Here is a 25,996-nt window from a genome sequence, read left to right on the forward strand (position 1 = left end):
CCCTGCTGCGTATCGACTATCAACCAGCATCGCTTTCACAGCGATGAACTGATTGTCAGCGCCGGTGGATGGTGACGGCATCCACAGTTGCGACTAAGCCTCTACGCCATGCCCGCGCAGCCGCATCCCGCCGCAAGACTGCTTCCGTTCGCCGCTGCTGCAGCGGGCGTCGGTTTTCTGTCGCTGATGGACGCGCTGATGAAGGAGGCCGCGTTAGCCACAGGCACCTACACAGCGACTGTTCTGAGGTCGCTTTTCGGCGCCGCGATAATCGCTCCCTTCTGGCTCGCCCAGCGAAAGGGCTGGCCCTCGCGCAACGTGCTGAAATTGCACATGGAGCGGGGAATCATATCCGCTTTCATGGCTCTCAGCTTCTTTTACGCCCTCACCAAGTTGCCGCTCGCCGAGGCGATCGCAATCAGCTTCATCGCCCCACTGATTGCGCTCTATTTCGCTCGTGTACTGCTCGGCGAAAGGATCCGGTCGAAGGCGGTCTTCGCCAGCGTTCTGGGGCTGATCGGTACGCTGGTGATCGTCGGCGGCAAGCTCGGTCGCGAGGAACTCACCGAGGACATGCTTCTGGGTCTTGCCTCTCTGATTTTCTCGGCCTTCCTCTACGCCTACAATTTCGTCGTAATCCGCAGGCAAAGCCAGGTGGCTGGCCCGGTGGAGATTGCGACATTCCATAGCGGCGTGGGCGGGCTCGTTTTGCTCTTGTTCGCGCCTTTTCTCGGATCGGTGCCGCAGGCAAGCGCGCTTTGGGCGATCGTTGGCGCAGGCGCGCTGACCGTCACCGGGGCGATGGCGATCGCTTGGGCCTATGCGCGGGCCGAGGCACAGGCGCTTGTGCCGCTCGAATATACCGGCTTTCTCTGGGCGAGCCTGTTCGGTTGGCTGTTCTTTCGCGAACCTGTAACCCTTCCCACGATTGCCGGGACAGCCCTAATCGTAACGGGCTGCTGGATCGCGACCAGAAAACCGCGCAATCCGCCTGCCGTAGCGGCAAGCTGAACGCGTAATCGCAAGCGACTCGCAACTGCCCTCACACCCTTGACGGAAAGCCTGCAAACGAGCAGGTGCACCAGCAGAATTTGCCTCCGGGCGCGGCCCGGAAAACCCTTCCCGACCAGCCTCCACTGGAACGGGACAGCCAATAAGGATGAACGCCCCGATGACAGCTATCGGCAAGGACACGCTCGCAACCCGCTCAACCCTCTCGGTGAACGGCAAAGATTACGCCTATTATTCGCTTTCCAAGGCGGCCGAAAAGCTTGGCGATATCTCGAAGCTGCCGACCTCGTTGAAAGTCCTCCTCGAAAACATGCTTCGTTTCGAAGATGAGGGCTTTACCGTCGGGCAGGAACACGCACAGGCGATCGTCGACTGGCAGAAGAACCCCGTCACCGGCAGCGAAATCCAATACCGCCCGGCGCGCGTCCTGTTGCAGGACTTCACCGGTGTCCCGTGCGTCGTCGATCTTGCTGCGATGCGCGATGCGATCAAGGAACTGGGCGGTGACACTGCCAAGATCAATCCTCAGGTTCCCGTGAACCTGGTGATCGACCACTCGGTGATGGTCGATGAATTCGGCCACCCGAAGGCGATGGAAGCCAATATGGCGCTCGAATACGAGCGCAATGCCGAGCGCTACGATTTCCTCAAATGGGGTTCGAAGAGCTTCGAAAACTTCTCCGCAGTGCCTCCGGGCACCGGCATCTGCCACCAGGTGAACCTTGAACACATCGCCAAGGGCGTGTGGGCAAGCGAGGACGATACGGGCGCAACGGTCGCCTATCCCGACACCTGCGTTGGCACTGACAGCCACACCACGATGATCAACGGCCTCGGAGTGCTTGGCTGGGGCGTCGGCGGGATCGAAGCCGAGGCCGCGATGCTCGGCCAGCCGATCTCGATGCTGATCCCCGAAGTGGTCGGTTTCAAGCTGACCGGCAAAATGGCCGAAGGCGTGACCGCAACCGATCTCGTGCTGACCTGCGTACAGATGCTGCGCGAGGTTGGTGTGGTCGGCCGCTTCGTCGAATTCTACGGCGAAGGCGTTGCCAATCTCACCCTCGCCGACCGTGCGACCATCGCCAACATGGCCCCCGAATACGGCGCGACCTGCGGCTTCTTCGGCATCGACGACAAAACCATCGACTACCTGCGCCTCACTGGCCGCAGCGAAGACGAGATCGCACTTGTGGAGGCCTATTCGAAAGAGCAGGGCATGTGGTTCGATCCGTCGCACGAGCCGATCTTTTCGAACACGCTCGAACTCGATGTCTCCAGCGTCGTCCCGAGCCTTGCAGGGCCCAAACGCCCGCAGGACCGCGTGGTGCTTCCCGAAGTCGACGAACTGTTCAACAACGATCTCAAGACCGTTTATTCGAAGGACGCGCCAGTACGGGTGCCGGTCGAGGGGCGGAACCACGACATCGGTGATGGCGATGTCGTGATCGCGGCGATCACGAGCTGCACCAACACCTCCAACCCCGATGTGCTGATCGCTGCCGGTCTGGTCGCGCAAAAAGCGAATGAGCGCGGCCTGAAGCCCAAGCCTTGGGTCAAGACCAGCCTGGCGCCCGGCTCGCAGGTGGTGACGGACTATCTCGAAAAATCGGGTCTGCAAGATCATCTCGATGCGATCGGTTTCGACCTCGTCGGTTATGGCTGCACGACCTGCATCGGTAACAGCGGCCCGCTCGCCCCGCCGATCTCGGGCGCGATCAACGAGAACGATATCGTCGCCGCCTCGGTCCTGTCGGGCAACCGCAATTTCGAAGGCCGTGTGTCGCCGGATGTGCGCGCGAACTTCCTTGCCTCGCCCCCCCTCGTGGTCGCCTATGCGCTCAAGGGCACCGTGACCGAAGACATCACCGAAACCCCACTCGGCAAGGACCAGGACGGTAATGACGTCATGCTCGCCGACCTTTGGCCTACCAATGCCGAAATAGCCGAGCACCGCGCGGCCAATATCGACCGTTCGATGTTCGAAGCACGCTATGCCAACGTCTATGACGGCGACGAGCACTGGCAGGCAATCACGGTCGAGCCGTCCGACACCTATCAGTGGCGTGCAGGCTCGACCTATGTCGCCAACCCGCCCTATTTCGAAGGGATGGAGATGCAACCGGCGCCGATCACCGATATCGTCGACGCTAAACCGCTCGCGATCCTTGGTGACAGCGTGACTACGGACCACATCTCGCCCGCCGGTGCGATCAAGGAAGACAGCCCTGCAGGCCAATACCTGATATCGAACCAGGTCCAGAAGAAGGACTTCAACTCCTATGGTTCGCGCCGAGGCAACCACGAAGTCATGATGCGCGGCACTTTCGCCAATATCCGCATCCGCAACGAAATGGTCCCCGGCGTCGAGGGCGGTTACACCACCTATAACGGCGAGCAGATGCCGATTTACGACGCTGCCATGAAGCACAAGGCTGACGGCACGCCGCTAATCGTCGTCGGCGGCAAGGAATACGGCACCGGTTCTTCGCGTGACTGGGCGGCGAAGGGCACCATCCTGTTGGGCGTTCGCGCGGTCATCGTCGAAAGCTTCGAGCGTATACACCGATCGAACCTTGTCGGCATGGGCGTGCTTCCGCTGCAATTCAAAGACGGCGATACCCGCAAGACTCTGGGTCTTGGCTCGAACGACACGTTCAGCATCAAAGGGCTCGCCGATCTCACGCCCGGTCAGGATGTCGAGATCGAGGTAACGCATGAGGACGGGTCGAAAGCCACCTTCACCGCGCTTTGTCGGATCGATACTGCGAACGAGATGGAGTATTACCGCAACGGCGGCATCCTCCACTACGTGCTGCGCAAGCTGGCGGCCGCCTGATCGAATGAGAATCACCGCTATCCTCCTCGTCGTTCCTGCTCTCGCGCTCAGTGCGTGTGCGCCAACTGACGAGGGGGAGCGGAATTCGTCGCCCCTGCCTTTGGGATACGAGCTCGCGTCGGCTAAGACGGCCGTGTCGATCGAGGGCGATCAAGCGCTCGTCATCGATCTCACGGTTGACGAATTGATGGATCACCTTGCGCAAGGCAATGTCCGACTGATCGACGTGCGAACTGCCGAGGAAGTGGCTGAAGGGAGAATCCCGGGTGCAGAGCACATCGCTCTCGCTGATTTCGATCCTGCCAAGCTGGATCTTTCCGATGGGCGCGAGGTGATTGTCTATTGCCGGTCCGGAAGGCGCTCAGGGATTGCCGGAAAGCGACTTGCGCAACACACTGGCAAACCTGCCAAACATCTCGCCGGGGGGATAAAGGCATGGCGTGAAGCCGGAGGCTCAATCGACTAATTAATTGAATATTTTACAAGCTTGTGAGATATTCTCGTAGTGTGGCGATGCCAAACTGTACTGGTGGGCCTGAAGCGAAACTGCAAAAAGCCAGCCAGATATGACCGAAACCGCAATCCTCCTACTTTCCGCCTTGCTGGCCGCTCAGGCGCAGCCGGCTCAGTCTGCCGACACGTCTTCGGATACCAAGACCGAACAGGTTGCGGCTCTCGAAGACACAGCAGTCGACGATGAGGACAAGATTATCTGCAGACGCACTGCGGTAATCGGATCGAAATTCAAAAAGAGGATCTGCGGCACCAAGAAGCAGTGGCAAACTCTCGAAAATCGAAGTGCTGCTACCACGCGCGAATGGCAACGGCGCGGCAAAGGTCTCGAACCGAATGACACCAACTCTCCAGGAACCTGAACATGATTGACCCCCTCTCCCTTCTCCTCTCAGCCCTGCTCGCGACACAAGCCCAACCGGCGGAAACCGCTGAAACACCTTCTGATTCCGAGACCGAACAGGTTGCGGCGCGTTCCGAAGAGAAAGCAGATGACGAAGACAAAATCATCTGCAGGCGCACCGCAGTCATCGGTTCGAAATTCAAGAAGAGAATCTGTGGCACGAAAAAGCAGTGGGAAACGCTGGAGAACCGCAGCACGGATACGACCCGCGAATTCCAGCGCCGGGGCAAGGGGCTCGAACCCGTAAACTAACCAAGCGCGTTCAGCCCGGGGACAGGCCGGGATCGGATAATCGCCCCCATTGTGGAGGGCCGCCCGATGCGGTTGATCATTCCTATCCTTGTGCTGGCGGCGGCATTGGCGGCACCGCCCGTGTCGGCACAACCACCAGACACTGACAGCGCGATCGACTATTCAGGCTTCGTCGAGCTGACGGCGGAGGTCGCCTCGTTTCGCGAAGCACGGCTCCTTCCCAAGGAGGAGTTCCTTCGCCGTGCCGCCGTGGAAGGCGCGCTGATCCTCGATACACGCTCGGCAGAAGCGTTCGCTGCCGGACACATCAAAGGTGCGGTAAACCTGCCTTTTTCCGATTTCACCGATGAAAAGCTGAAGATAGTCATAGGCAAGGATCGCTCGCGACCGATCTTCATCTATTGCAACAACAATTTCAGCGATGATGCATTCCCCGTGCAACTGAAACGCGCACCGCTCGCACTCAACATTCCGACCTTCATAAATCTATATGGCTACGGCTACACCAATATCTGGGAACTTGATGGCACGATGAGGCGGGCCGATGTGCCATGGATCGTCCAAGCTGAGAGCAGCTTACCTGAGTAGGCTACAATAACACCGAAACACAGGAAGGGGCGGCTCCGCAAATGCGAGGCCGCCCCTTGCTTTGGGTACATTGATTTCGAACTCACACCATCTTGGTCGGTCTTGCCTTCTTCCGGCGCAGGATCGCTGCGGCGGCCAGGCCGAACAACGCCATCATGGGCGGAGCAGGCACTTCGGTTCCGCTCGACGTACCGCCTGAAGACGAACTGCTCGAAGAACTACTCGACGAGGAACTGCTCGAACTCGAGGACGAAGAGCTGCTGCCCGACGAACCCGACGAGCTGCTCGACGACGAGGATGAGGAAGACGAGCTGCTGCTCGAGGAGCTGGTGCTGCTTGTCATGTCACCCGAGCTGCTGCTGCCGCCTGAGGACGAGCTGCTCGAAGAGGAGGAAGAAGAACCACTGCTCGACGAAGAACCGCCAGTCGAGGTCGCGCCGCCCGAAGTCGACCCGCCTGAAGACGAACTGCTGCTCGACGATGACGAACTGGAAGATGAGGACGAGCTGGACGACGAACCGCTGCTGCCTCCGGTCGAGGTCATGCCTCCGGTAGAAGTGCCACCCGAGCTGCCGCCGCTTGAAGACGAGGTAGAAGACGACGATCCCGAGGACGATGAGCTGCCGCTGCCACCTGTCGAGGTCATGCCGCCCGAGCTGCTGCTGCCGCCTGATGACGAAGAGCTGCTCGAGGATGAACTGGAGCCGGAGCTGGAAGACGAGCCGCTCGAACCGCCGGAGCCTCCGCTCGAGGTGGTGGTGGTGCCGGGATGGCCGCTGGTGCTGCCGGTCGAGGTCATTCCGCTCGTGGTACCGCCACCGGACGAGCTGCTGCTCGAGGAGGACGAGGAACTGCTCGACGACGAGCTGGAAGATGACGATGAAGTCGAGCTGCCACCGGTCGACGTGCTGACCGCGCCGGTCGAGCTCGAAACGTTGCCCGAGCTGGTCGAAACGGATCCGGTGCTGGACGAAACTGCCCCGGTCGAGCTGGAAACCGCACCCGTGCTTGAGGAGACCGCGCCGGTTGAGCTCGATACATTGCCCGAAGTTGTAGAGGTCGTGCTCGAAATGCCACCGGTGCTGGTCGAAACCTGACCGGTCGAAGAGGACGAGGAGACTTCGCCGGTCGAGGTCGAAACCGCGCCGGTCGTCGTTGATGAGCTGATTTCGCCCGATGAAGAGGTGGTCGAGGTCGAGTTATCGATGTCGATGATTATCTCACCCGACGATCCACCTTCGCCGCCGGTCGTCGTGGTGCTCACCACCGAAACGTCGCCTGAAGACGATCCGCCGCCGCCGAAAAATCCGCCGAAGAACCCTCCGCCAAAGCCACCGAAGCCGCTGCTGCCGCCGATCACGATCGGGCCGCCGCCACCGCCGCCGGTGATCGGCGGGAGCGGGGGAAGCGGGGCAGGCGCATAGGCGACCTGCTGAAGCGGTGGGCACTCGTTCGGGTCGATATAGGCGCTAACCGCACCTTCCGGCAGGGGAGCGGTCTGGGCGACCGCGCCCGCAGGACCGTATCCGAGCGGTTGACACTCGATCGTGCGCTCGACGATCCGGCGTCGACGCTCTTCCGGTTCGGGAATGATGCGGGTCCGGGTCTTGATGTACTCTGGTTCGCCCTTCACCATGCGCGGCTCACCTTTGACGAGCTTGCCATCGGCATTGGTGGTGTATTGCGGGTCATCGGTGTTGAGTGGCTCGGCCACGCGCACCGCGCCCCCCTGGATCAGGGCTACGCCCGCGACAGCGGCAGAAAGCTTGGCAGCAGCCAGTTTGAGCGACATAAGTCCGCACCTTGTTTCTTGTCAGTGGCTCGATGCGGCCCACCCGCACCTTCACCAATTCCAAAACTTGTCATGCAGATAGGGGACGAGTTGTCGCAACTCGGTTAACCATGAAATAGGCGCGGACACCGCCTTAAAGCGGGAGAATCGCTTTGATTTCCGCGTCGCTGTCCCGTTTTGGAACCATTCGGCGAGCCGCTGTTAGCGATTCAGTTAGTCGGCAAGCGCAATGCAGCAATCATTCGGATTCGCCGAAAAGCCCATCCTGTTGGGGCCCGCTCTTTCGAGGCGGCTGCAATTCGAGATGCTCCCATCCGGCATCGTTGAGCACGCGCCCACGAGCGGTCCGCGCGAGAAGACCCAACTGGATCAGGTAGGGCTCGACCACCTCTTCGACCGTGTCGCGCGGCTCTGCGAGCCCGGCTGCGAGTGTTTCGACACCCACAGGCCCACCTTTGTATATGGTCGCGATCATCGTGAGATAGCGTCGGTCCATGGCATCGAGCCCGAGGCTATCTATCTCCAGCCGGGTCAGAGCATCGTCGGCCATCGCGCGGGTGACCGTGCCTTCACCTGCGACATGCGCAAAATCGCGCACGCGGCGCAGCAGGCGCCCCGCTACGCGCGGCGTTCCGCGCGAACGCCGCGCGATCTCGCGCGCGCCGTCCGTATCGATATCGAGTCCAAGCAATCGCGCCCCGCGTGTCACGACCAGATCCAGCTCGTCATGGGTGTAAAATTGCAGTCTCACCGGGATGCCGAAGCGATCGCGCAGCGGTGTCGTCAGCAGACCCTGCCGGGTGGTCGCCCCGATGAGCGTGAACGGCGGCAGGTCGATCCGCACGCTTCGCGCCGATGGCCCCTCGCCGATGATGATATCCAGCGCCCGGTCCTCCATCGCAGGATAGAGCACCTCCTCGACGACGGGATTGAGGCGGTGGATCTCGTCGATGAAAAGCACATCGTGCGGCTCGAGATTGGTGAGCAGTGCGGCAAGATCGCCAGCCTTGGCGATGACAGGACCACTTGTCGCGCGGAATCCGACGCCGAGTTCGGCCGCAACGATTTGAGCAAGCGTCGTCTTGCCGAGGCCCGGCGGACCGAAAAACAACGTGTGGTCCATCGCCTCGCCGCGCGACTTCGCGCTGTCGATGAATACCCGCAGATTGTCGCGTGCGCTTTCCTGTCCGATGAACTCGGCAAGGCTCTTGGGCCGAAGCGCTTGATCGGGATCGCCAGGCTGGCGATCGGGCGCGTGGAGGGGGACGGGATCGGTCATCGTCTCTTTCAGCTTAGGCGTTTGATCTTTGTGCCAGCAAGGGCAAGATCCGTAGCATCACCGCCTATAATCCGGAAAAGTGCTTCCCGAGCGAAACGAGATCAGACACCCTACCGTTTACCGACATATGTAACCCGCGATCGGTAGGTCGTAGCATAAGGCTCGCCGGTCCGCTTCCGGGCAGGTTCGAACGGGGGATCAGCACGCAGGATCAAGGCGCACGTGCCCTCGTTAAGTTTTTCTACCTCGCTGGGTTGGATAATCCGGCAATCGGTTATGCGACCCTCGGCCGAGATATCGAGTTCGAAACCGAGAGTGACTTTCCCCTCCTTGACCATTTTCGAGAGCTTTCGGCTATCCTTGCTGTAGAATATTCGCGCGATGTTGCTGCGGGGCCTCACAACCTCGCCGAGATAGGGCCTGAACTCGCCGAACTCTTCGTTCTTGCAACGATATTTCACTTCGCGACCGAACGCCTCGCCGCTCGCCCACCGGGCGACAACAGCTTGCCGGGGAACGTCGTAAATCAGTTTCTCGGTGTAACCGAGATTGTCGACGCCGTCTTTCAGGACAATCTCACCCCCTTCGATCCCGGCAAATCCTTCCACTTCTTCGCAGCGGTCGCGGCACCATTTGCGCTCGTCAAAGTCGATCTGCAGGTGCAGCCTCGGGCCGAATGGATGGGTGCTATTCTGCGTGGCTATGCACTCGAGATCGAATTGCTGGGCGAAGGCAATACTCGGTGAACCGAGAACAGCGAGAGCTATGATTTTCTTAAACATCAGAATGGATTAACGGTATATCCCCGCTGCTGCAATTCGGCATGGGCCGTCATCGCGGATAAATCGATCTCGACGCCATCGATGAGGTTTTCCTTTGTAACGCCATAGACCGCCGCACTCTGACCGCAGACGACAAAGACAACGCCTTTCTCAAGCATCGTCTTCACCATCGCTCCCGACCCATTGGCAGGCAACCCGCGAGCAGTGAGCGCGTCGTCCTTGGCGAGGTCAAGCACCGCCTTGCCGTGGACGACGACCACGATGCTGATGTTCTCCTCGGGCACACCGGCGGCGACGTGCATGTTGATGAAGCGCGCCGCGCTTTCGAAGCCGCGGTTTCGCGCGCCTTCATCGGCTTTGTCGGCGACATCGAAGGCGATGTCGAAAAAGGTGTTTTCGGGAAATGGCTCGAGCCCCTCGACCGGCGCATGTGGACCGAATTCGGTGAAGACCGGCCCTGTCTTGAATGCGGAGAAATCCGGTTCCTGCGCAGCGGCAGGCGCGGCCAGAGCCATCGCGCAACCGAGGGCAATCAATTTTCGCGCAATATGCCTCATCACCCAGCCGCCCTCTTTAACGCGACACGGATCAGGTCGCCTTCGCCCGCGTTGTCGCCGAGTTCCGCTTGGGCACGAGCAACCGCTTGCGCAGCCACTGCCGGCTTGAAGCCGAGATTTTCGAGCGCGCTCACCGCATCGGCGCTCGCCCCGCCGCTGGGCGCGGTCATCGTTCCACCGGGCGAGCCACCGCCCGGTAATGCGCCCGCCTTGTCCTTCAACTCGTTGACGATGCGCCCGGCGAGCTTTGGCCCGACGCCGTTCGCGCGCGCTACGCTTGCCGCATCACCCGCTGCACAGGCATCGCGCAATTCGCCGGTCGAAAGCGCGGATAGGATAGCGAGGCCCACCTTGCTTCCTACACCCTGCACCTGGGTCAACATCCGGAACCAGTCGCGCTCGTCGCTCGTGGCGAAGCCAAGAAGGCGCATGTCGTTCTCGCTCACCTGCAGGTCGGTATGGATGGTGCAAGCCTCGCCGACCTCGCCGAGCGCCGCGAGGGTCTTTGTCGAGCAATGCACGAGATAGCCCACGCCCTGCACGTCGACGATCGCCCAGTCCTCGCCGGTCTCGTCCAATCGCCCCGATAGTTTTGCAATCATGCGGCAAACCTTGCCCCAGCACCGCCCGGGTTTCCAGATGCGACGCTGGTTTGTCCGCACCTAGGGGATTCGCTCCCATTAACCGCTCAATCTCGACACCCCCTGCGATTTCGCTATTGCAGCATTCATGAGTGTAAACACCTTCGGGCGCGTCCTGCGCTTTACAACCTGGGGCGAGAGCCACGGCCCCGGCCTCGGCGCGATTGTCGATGGCTGCCCGCCGGGACTGAAGCTGCGCGAAGCCGACATCCAGCCCTACATGGATGCGCGCAAGCCGGGACAAAGCCGCTTCACCACCCAGCGCAAGGAAGCCGATGCGGTGAAGATCCTCTCGGGTGTGTTCGACAATGCGCAAGGCGAACAGGTCACGACCGGCACGCCGATCCACCTGATGATCGAGAATACGGATCAGCGCTCGAAGGATTACACGCAAATCGCGCAGAGCTATCGTCCGGGCCATGCCGATTACGCCTATGATGCCAAATACGGCATTCGCGACTATCGCGGAGGCGGCCGGTCGAGCGCGCGAGAAACCGCTGCCCGGGTGGCGGCAGGAGCGGTTGCACGGCTCATAATCCCCAAGGTGAAGATCACCGCTTATGTCTGCGAACTGGGCGGCGACCGGATCGATCACGATGCGATCAATCTCGAGGAGATCGGAAACAATCCCTTTTTCTGTCCCGACAGTTGGGCGGCGAAGCGTTGGGAGAAGCTGGTCGACAAGGCGCGCAAGGACGGCTCTTCGCTCGGCGCAGTGGTCGAATGCGTGGCCGAGGGAGTGCCCGCTGGATGGGGCGCGCCGGTCTATGGCAAGCTCGATGCCGATATTGCGAGCGCAATGATGAGCATTAACGCGACCAAGGGTGTCGAGATCGGCGCAGGGTTCGGGGCGGCGCGGCTGACCGGCGAGCAGAACGCCGACGCGATGAGCCCGGGCGAGGACGGCAAACCCGTTTTCGCAAGCAACAACGCAGGCGGCACGGCAGGCGGCATTTCGACCGGCCAGCCGGTTGTTTGCCGGGTGGCGTTCAAGCCGACGAGCTCGATCCTCAAGGAAGTGGACTCGATCACCTCTGACGGCGAAGCGACCAAGGTTCGGACCAAGGGGAGACACGATCCATGCGTCGGCATACGCGGTACTCCGGTTGTTGAGGCGATGATGGCGCTGGTGCTGGCCGACCACAAGATGCTGCACCGCGCGCAGATGGGCTGAGATAAATGCGCGTCGTCCTAACCGGATCGACCGGTCGAATAGGACGTGCGATCTTCGGCGCGCTTGCGCCGGATCACGAAGTCATCGGGATCGACCGCAATGTCTTTGCGACCACGCGGATCGTCGGCGACTTCACCGACCCAGAGGTGCTCAAGCCCGCGCTCGAGGGCGCAAATGCAGTGATTCACACAGCCGGTCCGCATGCACCTCATGTCGGTGTCTTGCCTGACGCCGAATTCGAGCGGGTCAATGTCGAGGGCACTGCCACGCTTTTCGAACTCGCGCGCGAAGCGGGCGTCGAACGGTTCGTTTACACCAGCACGACGGCGCTTTACGGTCTCGCGGTCGAACCCGGCACATGCACCTGGATCGACGAAGACACCGAGCCGCAGCCGCGGACGATCTATCACCGCACGAACCTAGCCGCGGAAAGGCTGCTGGAAGATAAGGCCTCGACAGCGCTGCCCGTCCGCGTTCTGCGCATGTCCCGCTGCTTTCCCGAGCCAGCCCCGATTATGACAGCATATCGCCTGCATCGCGGGATCGATGCGCGCGATGTTGCGAGTGGGCATGCGCGCGCGCTCATCGATGAGGGGGAGCCATTCGGTCGCTTCATCCTGTCGGGCGCGACGCCATTCTTGCGCAGCGACTGCGATGCGCTGGCAAAAAATGCCGACGCGGTCATCCGCGAACGTGTGCCGGGCCTTGCAGCCGAATTCGATGCACGACGCTGGCAATTACCGCATTACATCGACCGAATTTACTCGTCGTCGCGCGCCCACTCAGCGCTTTCTTGGCAACCGCGTTGGCATTGGGGCGAAGTGCTCGCGCAATTGGACCGGAGCAGCATCGAGGTGCTGCCACCGGGTGCCGGGATCGATACCAGGGCGGAGTAAGCGACAACATATCAATATCGAACGGCCAAAGATCGACGAACGGGTAAGCGCGCTCTTCCGACGGGGCTAGCCAAGACAGTCGGAGGTCTTTAGCCAAGGCGAAGAAGCGCCTCCTTCCCGCTCAACCTCTCAGGTGATCTCATCTTACAAGATAGTAAGAATCCGGTTGTCCATTCCGAAGTCTCGGACCCCGCCCACTCGCTCGATACGCGTGATCTTGCACGCAAGCTCGCTGCGTTTCGCACGCCCCGCGTTAGCAGGAGCGGCTGGGAACTGGCTTCGACACTTGTCCCGTTTGTGGCGATGTTCGCCGCGATGTTGTTCGCGGTCGACGCAGGTTACTTTATTGCCCTGGCACTCGCGCCGATTGCCGGATTGTTTCTCCTGCGCCTTTTCATCATCCAGCACGATTGCGGACACGGAGCGTTCCTCAAGGGCCGTCATGGCAACGCATGGATTGGCCGGGCCATCGGGGTTCTTACCTTGACGCCTTACGATTGCTGGCAACGCTCGCACGCGCTCCACCATGCGAATACAGGCAATCTCGATGCGCGCGGGTTTGGCGATGTCGATACACTTACCGTGCGGGAATACATGGAGCGTGGGCGGATCAAGCGACTGTTTTACCGGCTCTACCGGCACCCTGTCTTCCTGCTAGGTTTCGGACCTGCCTATCTCTTTCTGCTCCGTCACAGGCTGCCGATCGGGCTTATGAAGGCGGGCGTGATCTACTGGATCAGTGCACTCGCAACCAATGCCGTGACGGCCACGATCCTCGTCGGGATCGGATTTGCATTCGGGCCCGCCACAACCGCCATCGTCTTCCTTCCGGTCCTGCTGATCGCCGCCTCGATGGGAGTTTGGCTGTTTTATGTTCAGCACCAATTCGACGATGCGCAATGGGACTACAAATCCGCGTGGTCTTTTCACGACTACGCACTGACAGGCAGCTCCTATCTCGAGATGCCTGCGGTACTCAGATGGTTTACGGGCAATATCGGCATCCATCATGTTCATCACCTGATGAGCCGGATACCGTTCTATCGCTTGCCCGACGTGCTCGAGGCGCATCCCGAATTGCGCGATTTCAACCGGATATCGTTGCGCCAAACGCCGCGCCTGTTCGTGCTCGCTCTTTATGACGAGGAACAGCGCAGGCTGGTAAGCTTCCGCGAGGCGAAGCGGCTCGCATCCTGACCTGATGTCCGCGCGCTAGCGTGGGAAACCGCTACGCCGGACTTGCGGAACCTTTTCAATTCGCTCCCGTTTTGTCGATTGAAATTTTCGATCTTCGCAATCGCACAATTTCACTTTTGTGCAGCGCAGTGCCCCTTATTTGGGGTGTGCGACCGGATCGGTCCGACAGTTTCAAACCACCAGACCAAGACTAAAAAAGGGAACCTCTCTCATGGGCATTATCGGCTCCACCATCAAACCGTTCAAAGCAACCGCTTTCCAGGCCGGCAAAGATTTCTTCGACGTCACGCAGGATGACTTGGCCGGCAAGTGGTCGGTGTTCTTTTTCTATCCCGCAGACTTCACTTTCGTCTGCCCAACCGAGCTCGAAGATCTCGGCGAAAAGTACGACATGCTCCAGTCGATGGGCGTCGAAGTCTACGCCGTGTCGACCGACACGCATTTCAGCCACAAGGCATGGCACGACACATCCGAAAAGATCGGAAAGCTGAAGTTCCCGTTCCTCGGCGACCAGAAGCATACGCTCGCCAACAACTTTGGCGTGCTGCGGGAAGACAGCGGCCTTGCCGATCGCGCGACCTTCGTGGTCGACCCCGATGGTGTGATCCAGATCATGGAAATCACATGCGAAGGTGTCGGCCGCAACGCGAACGAACTGACCCGCAAGATCAAGGCGGCGCAGTATGTCCGGGAAAACCCTGGCCAGGTCTGCCCGGCTGCGTGGGAAGAAGGCGGCGAGACGCTTGCTCCCTCGCTCGATCTCGTCGGGAAAATCTAGGCCGTAGCTTCAAAGCCTGCGCGGCCCTCTCCCCCTCCCCCTAGCCGCGCAGACTGCATGGCCCGGGCACCCATCCAAGGTGTCCGGGCCAACAAGCCCACCCGTGCGGGCATGATTGCGCGGGACCGCTCCGACACGCCGCGTTCTCGAAAGGTATTCGTTATGCTCGATGCGAACATGCAGACCCAGCTTAAGCAATATCTCGCCAACCTGCGCGAGCCGATCGAACTCGTTGCGTCGCTCGATGACAGCGAGAAGAGCGCGCAGACGCGTGAGCTGCTGACGGAGATCGCCGCGCTTCACGATATGGTGAGCGCGCAGTTCGACGGCACGCACGAGCGCAGGCCCAGCTTCATCATCCGGCGCGCTTCGGATGCAGACAAATGGGTGCGTTTCGCAGGTTTGCCGATGGGCCATGAGTTTACGAGCCTGGTGCTTGCGCTTCTCTGGGCAGGCGGGCATCCCCCCAAGATCGACGCCGACCTCATCGAACAAGTCCGCGCATTGGAAGGCGATTACGATTTCGAGATGTTCTTCTCGCTCTCGTGCCACAATTGCCCCGACGTGGTGCAGGCTCTGACGCTGATGGCGCTCGAAAACCCGCGCATCACCGCGACGCTGATCGAAGGCGGCACGTTCCAGGACGAAGTCGAGGCACGCGGCGTGCTCGCGGTCCCTGCAACCTTCCTCAACGGCGAAAGCTTCTACAACGGTAAGATGGAATTGGCCGAGATCTTGTCGAAGCTCGACAGCGGCGCCGATGCCAAGGCGGCAGAGAAGATGTCGGCCAAAGAACCTTTCGAAGTGCTCGTCATCGGCGGCGGCCCCGCGGGCGCAGCAGCCGCGGTCTATACTGCGCGCAAGGGCTTCAGGACCGGCATCGCAGCCGATCGTTTCGGCGGGCAGCTTCAGGACACGCTCGGCATCGAGAACCTTCCCGGCACGAGCTACACCGAAGGCCCGAAACTCTCGGAAGACCTCAAGAAACAGGTTCGCGACAACGAGATCGACCTCATGGACCTCGCCCGCGCAACCCAGCTCAAGCCTGCGAGCGAAGCGGGCGGCATGCATGAGATCGTGATGGCGAACGGTGCGACGATCAAAGCGCGCGCTCTCATTCTCGCGACCGGCGCGCGCTGGAAGAACCTTGGCGTCCCGGGTGAAGCCGAATATCGGAACAAAGGCGTAGCCTATTGTCCGCATTGCGACGGACCGCTGTTCAAGGGCAAGCGGATCGCGGTTGTCGGCGGCGGCAACTCGGGCGTCGAAGCCGCGATCGACCTTGCAAAGATCGTCGGCCACGTGACGCTGATAGAGTTTGACGCCAAGCTGCGCGCTGACGAAGTTCTGCAACGCAAATTGCGTTCGCTCCCCAATGTCGAGATTATCACGAACGGTCAGACGACCGAGATCACTGGTGATGGCTCGCGTGTCAACGGGCTCGTTTTCAAGGATCGGACCAGCGGAGACGAACACCGCATCGAGCTTGAAGGAGTTTTTGTCCAGATCGGACTCGTGCCCAACACCGAATGGCTCGAAGGCAGCGGACTCGAACTGTCGCAATACGGCGAGATCGTGATCGACGAGGAAGGGGCAACCAACCTTCCCGGTATCTACGCCGCTGGCGATGCCACAACCGTTCCGCACAAGCAGATCGTGGTCGCGATGGGCGAAGGTTCGAAAGCCGCACTCGGCGCATTCGATTACCTGATCCGTAACGAGCCGGTGGACGAGATCGCAGCAGCCGCCTGATCGCTTAATCCAATCAATCTTCGCGTTTTAATCGATTGGACTGATAAAGCGGAACGTATCATCCTCGTGTCATGACGCTCGGATATTCCCGAGTCTCTTGGAGAGAGAGGAGATACCCCCATGGACGCGAAGACAGGTGATATGAGTGGTGGATGTCCGTTTCACGGCAACGCGGAATTGCGCACGCTGTTGGGCCGGACAAATAAGGATTGGTGGCCAGAGGCGACCCAGCTCGATATTCTCACCGAGCAAGGCAAGAGCGCCAATCCCTATGGCGAAGACTTCGACTATGCCGAGGCGTTCAATGCACTCGATTACAACGCGCTAAAGGAAGACCTCACGGCGCTGATGACCGACAGTCAGGACTGGTGGCCGGCCGATTATGGCCACTACGGTCCGTTCTTCATCCGCATGGCCTGGCATGCAGCAGGCACCTATCGCACCGGTGATGGACGCGGCGGTGCGGGCAGCGGACAGCAGCGCTTTGCGCCGCTCAACAGCTGGCCCGACAACGGCAACCTGGACAAGGCGCGCCGCCTGCTCTGGCCGATCAAGCAGAAGTACGGAAAGAACATCAGCTGGGCCGACTTGTTCATTCTCACCGGAAATGTCGCGATCGAAAGCATGGGCGGTCCGGTATTCGGTTTCGGTGGGGGCCGAGCAGACGTCTTTGAGCCCGAAAGCGTGTATTGGGGCACCGAAGAACAATGGGTGAATGAAGGCGTTGCAACGCGCATAGAGCCCAAGGAAGGGAGGGCGCTCGAAAATCCGCTCGCGGCGATCCAGATGGGTCTCATCTATGTCAATCCCGAAGGGCCGCAGGGCAATCCGCATGACTCCGAAGGCATGGCGCGCGACATGCGCGAAACATTCGCCCGGATGGCAATGAACGACGAGGAAACCGTCGCGTTGACCGCTGGCGGCCACGCATTCGGCAAGGCGCACGGCGCGAAGCCAGCAGACACCTTTGGCGGCGCTCCCGAAAGCGAAGCGCTGGAGCTGCAAGGTTTCGGCTGGCTCCATGATGAAGAAGAAATCGCAAAGGGCCACATTACAACTTCGGGGATCGAAGGCCCGTGGACCCCGAACCCCACCGAATGGGGCAACGACTACTTCCGCCTGCTGTTCAAGTACGATTATGAACTCGTTCAGAGCCCTGCAGGTGCAAACCAGTGGCAACCGGTCAACCCCGACCCCGAAGACATGGCGCCCGATGCGCGCGACCCTTCGAAGAAGGTACCGACCATGATGACCACAGCCGACATGGCGCTGAAGCGCGATCCGGAATACCGCAAGATTTCCGAACGCTTTCTCAACGACCAGGCGGCGCTCGACGATGCCTTCGCGCGCGCATGGTTCAAGCTGTGCCACCGCGATATGGGTCCGAAGGTCCGCTACCTTGGTCCAGAAGTGCCGGAAGAAGACCTGATCTGGCAGGACCCGATCCCGGCAGGAACGCCGGTTTCCGAGAGCGACGTGTCGGTCTTCAAGTCGAAGGTGCTGGACAGCGGCCTGTCAGTCAGCGAGCTGGTCAAGGCGGCGTGGGCCTCCGCATCCACCTACCGCAATTCGGACCATCGCGGCGGCGCGAACGGTGCGCACATCCGTTTCGATGCAATAAAGAACTGGCCGGTCAACGATCCTGAAGAACTAGGCAAGGTGCTTGCCAAGCTCGATGAACTGCGCGGCTCGATCTCGATGGCAGACGCCATCGTGCTCGGCGGCGCGGCTGCGGTTGAGAAAGCGGCAAAGGATGCGGGCTTTGACATCAACGTCAATGTCACCACCGGTCGCGGCGACGCCAGGGAAGAGCAGTTCGATGCGGAAAGCTTCCAGCCGCTCGAGCCGTTCGCCGACGGGTTCCGCAATTACCTCAAGACGAAGGCGAATGTCCGCACCGAAGACATGCTGATCGACAAGTCGCACCTACTGGGTCTGTCGATCCCCGAAATGACCGTCCTGGTAGGCGGAATGCGGGCCCTGGGTGCGAACACCGGTAACACGAAGCACGGTGTCTTCACCGACCGTGTGGGCCAACTCACGCCGGATTTCTTCTCGAACCTGCTCGACATGAGTACCAAATGGAAAGCGGTCGACGGGTCGGGTGACGAGGAATATGTCGGTTTCGACCGCAAATCGGGGGAGGAACGCTACCGCGCGACCCGCACCGACCTCGTCTTCGGCTCCAATTCGCAACTCCGCGCGCAGGCCGAGGTCTACGCTGAAAATGGCGCAGAAGAGAAGTTCGTCCACGACTTCGTTTCTGCATGGACCAAGGTGATGGACGCCGACCGTTTCGACCTCAGCTACGCCAAGTATCACTGATCGGCGCTAATGAAAAACCCTGATCTCCCCCCATCCGATCAGGGTCGCAAGAGACCCCCGGCAGCCTGACCCCGGCTTGCCGGGGGTCTTTCTGTTGCAATTCCTTCAGCGATTGAGGCAAGGGCGAACCATGACGGATAAAGCACCCAGGACAGGTCGCTGGATTGCGGCGACAATCGCACTGCTCGTGTTCGCATCCTACACGATTGAGACGACGCTGGGGGAAGGGACAGTGCTGGAAAATGCAGCCGGTCTGCTGCGTTTCTTCACGATCTGGGGCAACGTCGCTGCGGCTTTCGCAATGGGAGCGATTGCCTTGGGACGCACGGTCCCACGCGGCGTTATGGCGGCTATCGCGACTGCACTGACTGTTATCGGCCTTGTCTATTGGGGATTGCTGGCCGGCGACCACCAGCCCGAAGGCATTGGTCGGATCACCAACCAGGTGTTTCACACCGTGACACCTATCGCATTCATCGGTTGGTGGCTGGCCTTTACCCCGCGTGCTCACCGCATCCTGCCACTTGTTCCAGCCATCATGGTCCCGCCGCTGTCCTATGGGGCGTTTGCGTTTGTGCTCGGCGAGCTGACCGGATTTTATGCCTACTTCTTCCTCGACCTACCGCAGCTTGGCTGGGCGCAGTTTCTTGTGAACAATGCCGGACTGGCGGTGCTTTTCGCGTCCCTTGGGGCGGGCCTGCTCGGGCTCAAGCGCCTCATTAACCGGGCCCTTTAGCCGAGTTCAGATCCAGCCAGCCGCCTTCAGTTGGCTGACCTTTGCACGGCTCACCGGAGCCTCGACATCGCGAGCGAGCTTGAGCCTCATATTTCGTCCATCGCGCACTATGTCTTCAACCGCGCCGCGCGCGACCCACCAGCTGCGGTGGACTTGCATGCCTTCGATACCGTCAATCTGGGTCATGGCGTCACGCAGCCGCGTCAGCACCAGTTCAGAGCCAAGCGCGGTGTGGACGCGGCAATAATGGTCCTCCATCTCGAGCGCGATGATGTCGCTGCCCAGATGGTCCGGGAGCGATGCAAGAAGGGGCGAAATCGCAGTTCTCGGTTCGGAAATCGACGCGGGTGGGGCCGGTGTCGGCACCGATGCGGATTCGACCTTCGCATTTCCGGATAACTCGATCACGTTGAAAAGCAGCGTGATCCCCGCTCCGATTATGAGCACATAGGCATAGTGTGTCAGCGCTTCTTCGGCACCGGGTACGCGATAGACTGGAGAGTTCAACTGGTTGAGCGACCAGACGACGATTGCCATCGGAACCGTCGCGATCAGAGTGCCTGCAACCCATAGAAATACCCTCGGAAGGTCGAGCGCGGCTGTCATCCGCTCCACGACCCAGCCGACGGGCGAGTAGATGAAATAGCCCGCATAAGCGAGCCCGACCCAGACCATCAGCCGGATCGCGAGCGGATCGCCAAAACTGCCGAAGGGCCCGATCAAGGCAAGCATCACGCCGATCACCGTCATGACCGAAAGATCGATCACCAGTTTGCGCGCCAGCGGTCGCTTCGTGGCCGCCGAAGAAGACTGCAATTCACCGTCCATAATTGCGAGACTAGCGCCCGTTCGCGCTTCGTAAAGTGGCAAACCCCCGCAAATCCGCGCTTTTCGCGCAGGATACTACCCGATCCCCCAATCCGGATTGCTCGCCAACGGGCATCGGCCAAACCGGTCACACACCGCCAGACACGGAGACAATCGATGACCGCTGCAACAGCCGACCGCCTGCAATTCTTCAATCCCTTCCACCGCCCGGCGGGAACGCTGGACCTCAGTCCATTGACGCGCGGCCTTGTCATCGTTTCCGGTACATTGATGACCGCGATCTGCTTTGTCGCGATCGGTCGCGCGATGCTCGGATTGTCCGGCGAATTGCCGCATCTGCGCCATTTCGTCATCGTCTTCCATGTCAGCACGGTGCTGCCTTGCGTACCGCTCGGCCTCTATCTCTTGCTCGCGCCGAAGGGCACGGCATTGCACAAGCAGCTCGGCAAGCTGTGGGTGGCGCTGATGGTGATCACTTCGCTGAGCACGCTCTTTATTCGCCCCGGCATGGAACTAAGCTGGATCCATATTTTCGTGCCGATCACGCTGCGGGCATCATACCTGATCATTGCCAAAGCACGCCGGGGTGACATGAAAGGTCATCGCAACGAGATCGTCAGCCTGTATCTTGGCGCGCTGATGATCCCCGGCATCTGGGCCTTCATTATCAAGGGCCGCCTGATGAACGTTATGCTGCTGGGTAGCTGAGGATCAGCGCTCATTGCGGAGCACGAGGTAGAGCGCGCCCTCTCCCCCATGACGGATATGCGCACGGCGCACAGCCGCAATGCTATCCGCATGATGGCTCGCCGCCAGCCAGTCGAGCAGCTTGGCGCGGATCGCGCCGCGCCTGGTGCCGCGATCGGCGGGGTCGACCGGGCGCTCGCGCCCCGCGATCACCAGAACCACCCGCGCACCCATCGCCCTCGCCTGGTCGATCCCGCTCATGATCCGCGAATAGGCAGCATCCAGCGTATGTCCGTGGAGATCGAGTGTGTAATCGGGCGCGATTCGCCCTGCCTTCAGCCTACGGTTCCAGTGCGAGTCGAGTTCGGATGAGAAATGCTTGCGCGGAGGAGGTGGGGTGCGAGATGGGAGACCGGGAGCTGGATTTGGCCGTCGGGTCACTACCGGCTCTGGGGCGGTTTTCACTGGGGCGACGCGCTCAACCTTCTCGCTGCGCGCATTCGGCACAACACGTCCGTCGAGCGGCGTCACGCTCTGGGCGAGCCGCGCCCATGCCGCCTGCTCTTCATCGCTCAAGCCGCGCGGCACACTCATCGCGATGACGTATTTGTGCGCAGGCGTTCTGCGCTTGCTCTCGGCAACAGGATTACTGCCTCCCCTCGCCCGCTCATTCCGCCCGCGATCCGGCGAGCATCGTCTCCTGCGCCCCAAAACGTGTCGAAGCGGTTCGCACCCTTGATCGCGCCACCGGTGTCCTGTGCGATCCAGATCCCGTCCGCCTCATCACGGTCGAGATCAAGATAGACCGGTGCGCCATAGGGAACGAAGCGCGGATCGACAGCAACGGCGTTGCGCGCACGGACTGGCACTCCAATAGAGCCCAGTGGCCCCTCGCCATTGAGTTCTCTGAAGAAGACCCAGCTTTCGTTCATGCGCATGAGGTCAGCACCTTCGCGCGGGTTCTCGCGAAGGTATTGCATGATCCCCTGCATCGATCCGGGATACTGTCCCGGTCCGTCGCCGAAGAGGCCGCGCTCGCGCATGACCCCGCCAATCCCTGTGTAGCTGTGTCCGTTCTGCCCGGCATAGCCGATGCGGATCACTTCGCCGGTTTCGGTCACGAGCCGTCCAGAACCCTGAATCTGGAGGAAGAAGAATTCGATGGGATCGCTGGCGTATCCGATAACCGGCGCCTTTCCGTCGAGCGCGCCTCGTTCGATCTCGGCGCGCGTGTAGTACGGTACGCAGGAGCCATCAGGCGCGCGGCGGCCAAGAGGCGGGCGCCCCTGGCGCTTGCTTTGCGGCGTTCCATCTCGCCAGCACCGTACCAGGTCTGCGGGGACCCCATAGACGGGAACATCTGTCGACGCTAGGCGCGTGCGACTGCCCCGGATCTGCGGTTCGAAATAGCCGGTCGCAAACGCGGCGCCGTCGCCGACCCGGACGGGTGTGAATTGGCTGGAGAAGAATTCGGCAGCACGGCTGCGTGGCCAGCGGGCTGCGGCCTCACAAGGTTCATTCCAGTCGGAAGGCCTGGTAAGCCCCGAACGGTCATCCCGGCTTGTCGCTATAGGGCACGAGAGCAGGAAGGCCTCCAGATCGGCCGCCGCGTCTGCGTTACCAATCCGGCTTCCATAGGTCGCGCTGAGCGGGGTTGCGCCCAGAGCAAAGGCGCTCGCAGCGACCGCGGCCGCAGGCGGCGCAGGCATGTTCGAGACCGGTGGTGTTGCCTCGGGGATGAGCCGACCGCAACCGGTCAGCAAGAGCGCGATTGCCAATGCCGTGCCGGTGCGCATGCAGGTTTCCCGTGTTGGTGGCGGGCGAAGACCCGCGCGGCCCTAACCCTCGTCGGTCTCGTCTAGCAGCCAGTTGGGATCGCGCGCGGCGACGTTGCGCGAGAAGGTCCACACATCGCGGCTCTCGATTGCATCGTCGAGCGACCCGGCGACGACATTGCCATCCTTGTCGCGGGTGACGGCAGCGATATCGGCGACGAACAGCACCGCGATCCGCGCCATGCGATTGTCGAGCGACGCCGAATGGATGCGGGTTTCCTCGATCCGGATCAGCTTGTTTTCAAGCACATGACCTTCCGCCTCGCGCGCTTCGATCGCTGCAACGAAGCCTTCGTAGACATCATCGTCGCAGAGCTCTCGGAGTGTCTCGCGGTCGCCTTTCCAGAAAGCCTCGAGCACCATCTCGTACGCGGCTTTCGCGCCTTCCAGGAAGCTTGGCAGGTCGAATGTCCGGTCTGCCTCGGCGATTTCGCGAATCCCACGTTCTACAGCCGGCATCACCCCTTCGAGCTCGACCACGCGTGGCGGAGCCATCGGAGCGGCTGTCTGGGTCTGTGCAGGATTGGGAGCGCGATTCTCGCCGGGATCGAATCGTTGCGGGATCGATTCCTCTTCGTGTTCCGCCCGGCGACCCAGAACCGAATACAGGCGCAGCCCCAGGAATGCGGCGATCATAGCGAGAATGATGATTTCAAAGATCACAATATTGGTCCGACTACCTCTGGGCCATTACGGCTGGCCTTCTTGCCTATGGAAACGCACGTGGATGCAGGATTGCATCGGGTTCGCGCGGCGCCAAGATTTCCTACGTGCCTTAAATAGGTATCAATTACAATTCGCCAACGCCCTTATGGTTGCACGTTTCGCATAAGGAGGCGCGTTTCATCCGGTTGCGAGCACGCTTCGCGCCTGCTAGGCGCGCGCCTCGATATACCACATTACGAAGCGATGCGTCAGACAGATGCCGGATGCTTCGCGCAATTCAGTTTCACAATCCAAATTCGAAAGATCGATCACCATGGCCGACGAAGGCGATATCCTCCAGAACCTCGACAATCAGAATGCAGTTCCGAACGGCGCTGACAACCAGCCGTCGGCTGCTATCATCACGCAATATGTGAAGGATCTCTCGGTCGAGAATCCGAATTCGCCGGCGGTATTCCAGTGGCAGGAACAGCCAAAGATCGATGTGCAGTTCAACATCGGCACCGAAGCGGTGAGCGATGAAGTCCACGAGGTCTCGCTCAAGATCAACATCACCGCAACCGGCGAACAGGGCACGTTCTACATCGTTGAGTTGGCCTATTGCGGCCTCGTCGGCATCCGAAACGTTCCCGAAGAGCAAGCCCACGCGTTTCTTTTCGCCGAAGCACCGCGCATTCTCTTCCCGTTCGCGCGCCGCGTCGTGTCCGATGCCGTTCGCGATGCAGGCTTCCCGCCTTTGCTGCTCGACCCGATCGACTTCAACGGGCTCTACATTCAGCAGCTGCAGCAGACCCGCGCGCAGGAAGCCGCAGGCCAAGGTGGCGCGACGCCGCCGGCTGAAAGCGACGCGTAAGCGATCGCCGCTGCGGGCCCTTAGCCAATGAGCCTGCTCAAGAATGTCGGAACGATAGGCGGGCTGACTGCGGTCAGCCGCGTCTTCGGTTTTGTCCGCGATATCCTCATTGCACGCGTGCTCGGCGCGACCGCAATGGGCGATGCGTGGCAGTTAGCCTTCATGCTACCCAACCTCTTCCGCCGCCTGTTCGCGGAAGGGGCTTTCGCAAGCGCGTTCGTCCCACTCTTCAACCGGCGGCTGAAGGAAGACGGCGACATGAGCGAGGCGGAGAGGTTCTCCACCGCGGTGCTCGCCGTGCTGTTGCCGATCCTGATCGTATTCGGCGGCATCGCAATGCTGGCCATGCCCTGGGTGGTCGAGTTCTTCGTGACCGAAGGGCTCGCGGACGATCCACGCAATCTCGACATCGCGATTCTCATGGCGCGCATAACCTTCCCCTATTTGATGTTTATGAGCATCGCGACATTGATTGCGGCAGTGCTCAACTCGCTGTCGCGGTTTGCCGCCGCCGCAGCCGCTCCGGTTTTACTGAACATCTGTCTTATCGCGGCGCTCGCCTACGGACTGACGCTCGATGCCGATATCGAGGGACGTCGCATGACGGCGCAGGCAATGGCTTGGGCCTTGTCGCTTTCGGGTTTGCTGCAAGTCGTCTGGCTCGGCTTCTTCATGCGGCGCGCTGGCTTCCGCCTTAGGCTCGCCTTTCCAAAGATGACGCCGGGGGTAAAGGAGCTGGGCGTGCTCGTAGTTCCGGCGATATTCGGCGCTGGGGTGTACCAGATCAGCCGCTTCGTCGACCTGTTCTTCCTGTCGACGTTGCCGGTCGGGAGCTACACCTACCTTCAAATGGCTGACCGGTGGAACCAGCTGCCGCTCGGCATTATCGGCATCGCGCTCGGGACCGCGATCCTTCCCGCACTTTCGCGCTATTTGTCGCGCGAAGAGGATGAGGAGGCCTCGCGCCTGCAATCAAACGCAATCGAACTCGCCATGCTGCTCACGGTGCCGTGCGCAGTCGCTCTTTTCTTCACAGGCACTGCCTTCGTGCGGGTCTTCATGGCGGGTCAGGCCTTCACGCAAGGAGATGCGACGGTGACGGGCATGGTCGTTCAAGGCCTTGTGATCGGTCTCCCGGCCTATGTGCTCGTCAAGGTTCTCACGCCCAACTTCTTTGCGAGGAAAGACACCCGCACTCCAGTATACACCGCAGCGGCCAGTTTGGTGGTCACCATCGGCCTAAATATCCTGCTCGTGCCACGCATCGGGGTGGTCGGACTCGCGATAGCAGGTGCGGTTGGGGCGTGGTGCAACATTGCCCTGCTCGGCGGTATCTTGCATGCGCGGAATTTTTACCGACTGCCGACGCGTTTGATCGGCAGGTTGGTACGGATCATCATCGCAGCAGCGCTGATGGGCGCAGCACTATGGTTGCTGATGCCGCACATCGATGCGTGGTTCACCGGTACAATTCTTGAAAAAGCGGGCGGCATTGCCGCGATCCTTGGCGTGGGTGCCGTCAGCTATGGCCTTGGAGCCGTTATCCTCGGCGTCCTCGACAAAAGCACCGTCCAGCGCCTAATGCGCCGCCAAGGTTAGATCAGAAAGAATCTTT

General features: G+C 60.8%; 26 protein-coding genes. 18 read left to right on the top strand and 8 right to left on the bottom strand.

The window, feature by feature from the left end:
• Nucleotides 1-108 precede the first annotated feature (108 nt).
• The 8 genes from FIU90_RS15295 (at nucleotide 109) to FIU90_RS15330 (ending at nucleotide 7,027) form a co-directional block, all read left to right on the top strand.
• Nucleotides 109-1,011: a DMT family transporter gene (locus FIU90_RS15295; protein WP_234029563.1), complete on the top strand. Its 903-nt coding sequence runs from the start codon at nucleotides 109-111 to the stop codon at nucleotides 1,009-1,011.
• A 160-nt stretch (nucleotides 1,012-1,171) separates the two neighbouring features.
• Nucleotides 1,172-3,847, top strand: a complete 2,676-nt coding sequence (acnA, locus tag FIU90_RS15300; protein WP_152435558.1) for an aconitate hydratase AcnA — start codon at nucleotides 1,172-1,174, stop codon at nucleotides 3,845-3,847.
• A 4-nt stretch (nucleotides 3,848-3,851) separates the two neighbouring features.
• Nucleotides 3,852-4,313, top strand: a complete 462-nt coding sequence (locus FIU90_RS15305; protein ID WP_152435559.1) for a rhodanese-like domain-containing protein — start codon at nucleotides 3,852-3,854, stop codon at nucleotides 4,311-4,313.
• A 100-nt stretch (nucleotides 4,314-4,413) separates the two neighbouring features.
• Entirely contained in the window at nucleotides 4,414-4,722 is a 309-nt protein-coding gene (locus tag FIU90_RS15310; protein WP_152435560.1) for a hypothetical protein, read from the top strand.
• 2 nt (nucleotides 4,723-4,724) lie between these two features.
• Nucleotides 4,725-5,015, top strand: a complete 291-nt coding sequence (locus FIU90_RS15315; protein WP_152435561.1) for a hypothetical protein — start codon at nucleotides 4,725-4,727, stop codon at nucleotides 5,013-5,015.
• 66 nt (nucleotides 5,016-5,081) lie between these two features.
• Entirely contained in the window at nucleotides 5,082-5,603 is a 522-nt protein-coding gene (locus FIU90_RS15320; RefSeq protein WP_152435562.1) for a rhodanese-like domain-containing protein, read from the top strand.
• Nucleotides 5,604-5,695: 92 nt separating this feature from the next.
• Nucleotides 5,696-6,700, top strand: a complete 1,005-nt coding sequence (locus FIU90_RS15665) for a hypothetical protein (protein ID WP_199799340.1) — start codon at nucleotides 5,696-5,698, stop codon at nucleotides 6,698-6,700.
• Nucleotides 6,701-6,808: 108 nt separating this feature from the next.
• Nucleotides 6,809-7,027 (top strand): hypothetical protein, encoded by a 219-nt coding sequence (locus FIU90_RS15330; protein WP_152435563.1) that lies wholly within the window; start codon nucleotides 6,809-6,811, stop codon nucleotides 7,025-7,027.
• A gap of 606 nt (nucleotides 7,028-7,633) precedes the next feature.
• Here the strand turns inward: FIU90_RS15330 and ruvB are convergent.
• The 4 genes from ruvB to ruvA all read right to left on the bottom strand — a co-directional run bounded on the left by ruvB (nucleotide 7,634) and on the right by ruvA (nucleotide 10,615).
• Nucleotides 7,634-8,674 carry a Holliday junction branch migration DNA helicase RuvB gene (gene ruvB, locus FIU90_RS15335; RefSeq protein ID WP_152435564.1) on the bottom strand — a complete coding sequence of 347 codons (1,041 nt, stop codon included), beginning with the start codon at nucleotides 8,672-8,674 and terminating at the stop codon, nucleotides 7,634-7,636.
• Between the two features lie 110 nt (nucleotides 8,675-8,784).
• Nucleotides 8,785-9,456, bottom strand: coding sequence for an energy transducer TonB (locus FIU90_RS15340; RefSeq protein ID WP_152435565.1), 672 nt, complete (start codon nucleotides 9,454-9,456; stop codon nucleotides 8,785-8,787).
• Complete coding sequence (locus FIU90_RS15345; RefSeq protein WP_152435566.1) at nucleotides 9,456-10,013, bottom strand: DsrE family protein; 558 nt, start codon at nucleotides 10,011-10,013, stop codon at nucleotides 9,456-9,458. The genes FIU90_RS15340 and FIU90_RS15345 overlap by 1 nt, the downstream gene beginning before the upstream one ends.
• A complete protein-coding gene (gene ruvA / locus FIU90_RS15350) occupies nucleotides 10,013-10,615 on the bottom strand; it encodes a Holliday junction branch migration protein RuvA (protein ID WP_152435567.1) in 603 nt (200 codons plus the stop codon). Before ruvA ends, FIU90_RS15345 begins: the two co-directional genes overlap by 1 nt.
• Nucleotides 10,616-10,742: 127 nt before the next feature.
• Between ruvA and aroC the strand changes: the two genes are divergently transcribed.
• The 7 genes from aroC (at nucleotide 10,743) to FIU90_RS15385 (ending at nucleotide 19,512) form a co-directional block, all read left to right on the top strand.
• The gene (gene aroC, locus FIU90_RS15355; protein ID WP_152435568.1) at nucleotides 10,743-11,828 is read left to right on the top strand and encodes a chorismate synthase; all 1,086 of its coding nucleotides are present in this window, start codon (nucleotides 10,743-10,745) and stop codon (nucleotides 11,826-11,828) included.
• A 5-nt stretch (nucleotides 11,829-11,833) separates the two neighbouring features.
• Nucleotides 11,834-12,724 carry an NAD(P)-dependent oxidoreductase gene (locus tag FIU90_RS15360; protein WP_152435569.1) on the top strand — a complete coding sequence of 297 codons (891 nt, stop codon included), beginning with the start codon at nucleotides 11,834-11,836 and terminating at the stop codon, nucleotides 12,722-12,724.
• Between the two features lie 303 nt (nucleotides 12,725-13,027).
• Complete coding sequence (locus FIU90_RS15365) at nucleotides 13,028-13,921, top strand: fatty acid desaturase (RefSeq protein ID WP_234029708.1); 894 nt, start codon at nucleotides 13,028-13,030, stop codon at nucleotides 13,919-13,921.
• Nucleotides 13,922-14,132: 211 nt separating this feature from the next.
• Entirely contained in the window at nucleotides 14,133-14,699 is a 567-nt protein-coding gene (gene ahpC, locus FIU90_RS15370) for an alkyl hydroperoxide reductase subunit C (RefSeq protein WP_152435571.1), read from the top strand.
• A gap of 162 nt (nucleotides 14,700-14,861) precedes the next feature.
• Nucleotides 14,862-16,451: an alkyl hydroperoxide reductase subunit F gene (gene ahpF, locus FIU90_RS15375; RefSeq protein ID WP_152435900.1), complete on the top strand. Its 1,590-nt coding sequence runs from the start codon at nucleotides 14,862-14,864 to the stop codon at nucleotides 16,449-16,451.
• A 120-nt stretch (nucleotides 16,452-16,571) separates the two neighbouring features.
• Nucleotides 16,572-18,776 (top strand): catalase/peroxidase HPI, encoded by a 2,205-nt coding sequence (gene katG / locus FIU90_RS15380; RefSeq protein ID WP_152435572.1) that lies wholly within the window; start codon nucleotides 16,572-16,574, stop codon nucleotides 18,774-18,776.
• A 130-nt stretch (nucleotides 18,777-18,906) separates the two neighbouring features.
• On the top strand, nucleotides 18,907-19,512 hold the full coding sequence (locus FIU90_RS15385; RefSeq protein ID WP_152435573.1) for a Pr6Pr family membrane protein: 606 nt from the start codon (nucleotides 18,907-18,909) through the stop codon (nucleotides 19,510-19,512).
• A 6-nt stretch (nucleotides 19,513-19,518) separates the two neighbouring features.
• Here the strand turns inward: FIU90_RS15385 and FIU90_RS15390 are convergent, their stop codons facing one another.
• A complete protein-coding gene (locus FIU90_RS15390; RefSeq protein ID WP_152435574.1) occupies nucleotides 19,519-20,340 on the bottom strand; it encodes a LytTR family DNA-binding domain-containing protein in 822 nt (273 codons plus the stop codon).
• Nucleotides 20,341-20,496: 156 nt separating this feature from the next.
• On the opposite strand from FIU90_RS15390, the gene FIU90_RS15395 reads away from it, so the two are divergent.
• Complete coding sequence (locus FIU90_RS15395; protein ID WP_152435575.1) at nucleotides 20,497-21,048, top strand: DUF2306 domain-containing protein; 552 nt, start codon at nucleotides 20,497-20,499, stop codon at nucleotides 21,046-21,048.
• Nucleotides 21,049-21,051: 3 nt separating this feature from the next.
• Here the strand turns inward: FIU90_RS15395 and FIU90_RS15400 are convergent, their stop codons facing one another.
• Genes FIU90_RS15400 through FIU90_RS15410 form a run of 3 tightly spaced genes read right to left on the bottom strand, consistent with a single transcriptional unit; the run spans nucleotide 21,052 to nucleotide 23,525 of the window.
• Complete coding sequence (locus FIU90_RS15400; protein WP_152435577.1) at nucleotides 21,052-21,621, bottom strand: Smr/MutS family protein; 570 nt, start codon at nucleotides 21,619-21,621, stop codon at nucleotides 21,052-21,054.
• Nucleotides 21,618-22,823 (bottom strand): murein transglycosylase A, encoded by a 1,206-nt coding sequence (locus tag FIU90_RS15405; protein ID WP_152435578.1) that lies wholly within the window; start codon nucleotides 22,821-22,823, stop codon nucleotides 21,618-21,620. The genes FIU90_RS15400 and FIU90_RS15405 overlap by 4 nt, the downstream gene beginning before the upstream one ends.
• Before the next feature lie 42 nt (nucleotides 22,824-22,865).
• Nucleotides 22,866-23,525, bottom strand: coding sequence for a Tim44/TimA family putative adaptor protein (locus tag FIU90_RS15410; protein ID WP_172970299.1), 660 nt, complete (start codon nucleotides 23,523-23,525; stop codon nucleotides 22,866-22,868).
• A gap of 316 nt (nucleotides 23,526-23,841) precedes the next feature.
• Between FIU90_RS15410 and secB the strand changes: the two genes are divergently transcribed.
• Complete coding sequence (gene secB / locus FIU90_RS15415; RefSeq protein ID WP_152435580.1) at nucleotides 23,842-24,381, top strand: protein-export chaperone SecB; 540 nt, start codon at nucleotides 23,842-23,844, stop codon at nucleotides 24,379-24,381.
• 27 nt (nucleotides 24,382-24,408) lie between these two features.
• Entirely contained in the window at nucleotides 24,409-25,980 is a 1,572-nt protein-coding gene (murJ, locus tag FIU90_RS15420) for a murein biosynthesis integral membrane protein MurJ (protein WP_152435581.1), read from the top strand.
• The last annotated feature ends 16 nt before the right edge of the window (nucleotides 25,981-25,996 follow it).

The organism is Erythrobacter sp. THAF29, from assembly GCF_009363635.1.
Classification (GTDB): Bacteria; Pseudomonadota; Alphaproteobacteria; order Sphingomonadales; family Sphingomonadaceae; genus Erythrobacter.

Excerpts from the sequence above, each read along its gene's own strand:
- FIU90_RS15295 (WP_234029563.1), top strand. The coding sequence starts at position 109 with ATGCCCGCGCAGCCGCATCCCGCCGCAAGACTGCTTCCGTTCGCCGCT.
- acnA (WP_152435558.1), top strand. The coding sequence starts at position 1,172 with ATGACAGCTATCGGCAAGGACACGCTCGCAACCCGCTCAACCCTCTCG.
- FIU90_RS15305 (WP_152435559.1), top strand. The coding sequence starts at position 3,852 with ATGAGAATCACCGCTATCCTCCTCGTCGTTCCTGCTCTCGCGCTCAGT.
- FIU90_RS15310 (WP_152435560.1), top strand. The coding sequence starts at position 4,414 with ATGACCGAAACCGCAATCCTCCTACTTTCCGCCTTGCTGGCCGCTCAG.
- FIU90_RS15315 (WP_152435561.1), top strand. The coding sequence starts at position 4,725 with ATGATTGACCCCCTCTCCCTTCTCCTCTCAGCCCTGCTCGCGACACAA.
- FIU90_RS15320 (WP_152435562.1), top strand. The coding sequence starts at position 5,082 with ATGCGGTTGATCATTCCTATCCTTGTGCTGGCGGCGGCATTGGCGGCA.
- FIU90_RS15330 (WP_152435563.1), top strand. The coding sequence starts at position 6,809 with ATGTCGATGATTATCTCACCCGACGATCCACCTTCGCCGCCGGTCGTC.
- ruvB (WP_152435564.1), bottom strand. The coding sequence starts at position 8,674 with ATGACCGATCCCGTCCCCCTCCACGCGCCCGATCGCCAGCCTGGCGAT.
- FIU90_RS15340 (WP_152435565.1), bottom strand. The coding sequence starts at position 9,456 with ATGTTTAAGAAAATCATAGCTCTCGCTGTTCTCGGTTCACCGAGTATT.
- FIU90_RS15345 (WP_152435566.1), bottom strand. The coding sequence starts at position 10,013 with ATGAGGCATATTGCGCGAAAATTGATTGCCCTCGGTTGCGCGATGGCT.
- ruvA (WP_152435567.1), bottom strand. The coding sequence starts at position 10,615 with ATGATTGCAAAACTATCGGGGCGATTGGACGAGACCGGCGAGGACTGG.
- aroC (WP_152435568.1), top strand. The coding sequence starts at position 10,743 with ATGAGTGTAAACACCTTCGGGCGCGTCCTGCGCTTTACAACCTGGGGC.
- FIU90_RS15360 (WP_152435569.1), top strand. The coding sequence starts at position 11,834 with ATGCGCGTCGTCCTAACCGGATCGACCGGTCGAATAGGACGTGCGATC.
- FIU90_RS15365 (WP_234029708.1), top strand. The coding sequence starts at position 13,028 with ATGTTCGCCGCGATGTTGTTCGCGGTCGACGCAGGTTACTTTATTGCC.
- ahpC (WP_152435571.1), top strand. The coding sequence starts at position 14,133 with ATGGGCATTATCGGCTCCACCATCAAACCGTTCAAAGCAACCGCTTTC.
- ahpF (WP_152435900.1), top strand. The coding sequence starts at position 14,862 with ATGCTCGATGCGAACATGCAGACCCAGCTTAAGCAATATCTCGCCAAC.
- katG (WP_152435572.1), top strand. The coding sequence starts at position 16,572 with ATGGACGCGAAGACAGGTGATATGAGTGGTGGATGTCCGTTTCACGGC.
- FIU90_RS15385 (WP_152435573.1), top strand. The coding sequence starts at position 18,907 with ATGACGGATAAAGCACCCAGGACAGGTCGCTGGATTGCGGCGACAATC.
- FIU90_RS15390 (WP_152435574.1), bottom strand. The coding sequence starts at position 20,340 with ATGGACGGTGAATTGCAGTCTTCTTCGGCGGCCACGAAGCGACCGCTG.
- FIU90_RS15395 (WP_152435575.1), top strand. The coding sequence starts at position 20,497 with ATGACCGCTGCAACAGCCGACCGCCTGCAATTCTTCAATCCCTTCCAC.
- FIU90_RS15400 (WP_152435577.1), bottom strand. The coding sequence starts at position 21,621 with ATGAGTGTGCCGCGCGGCTTGAGCGATGAAGAGCAGGCGGCATGGGCG.
- FIU90_RS15405 (WP_152435578.1), bottom strand. The coding sequence starts at position 22,823 with ATGCGCACCGGCACGGCATTGGCAATCGCGCTCTTGCTGACCGGTTGC.
- secB (WP_152435580.1), top strand. The coding sequence starts at position 23,842 with ATGGCCGACGAAGGCGATATCCTCCAGAACCTCGACAATCAGAATGCA.
- murJ (WP_152435581.1), top strand. The coding sequence starts at position 24,409 with ATGAGCCTGCTCAAGAATGTCGGAACGATAGGCGGGCTGACTGCGGTC.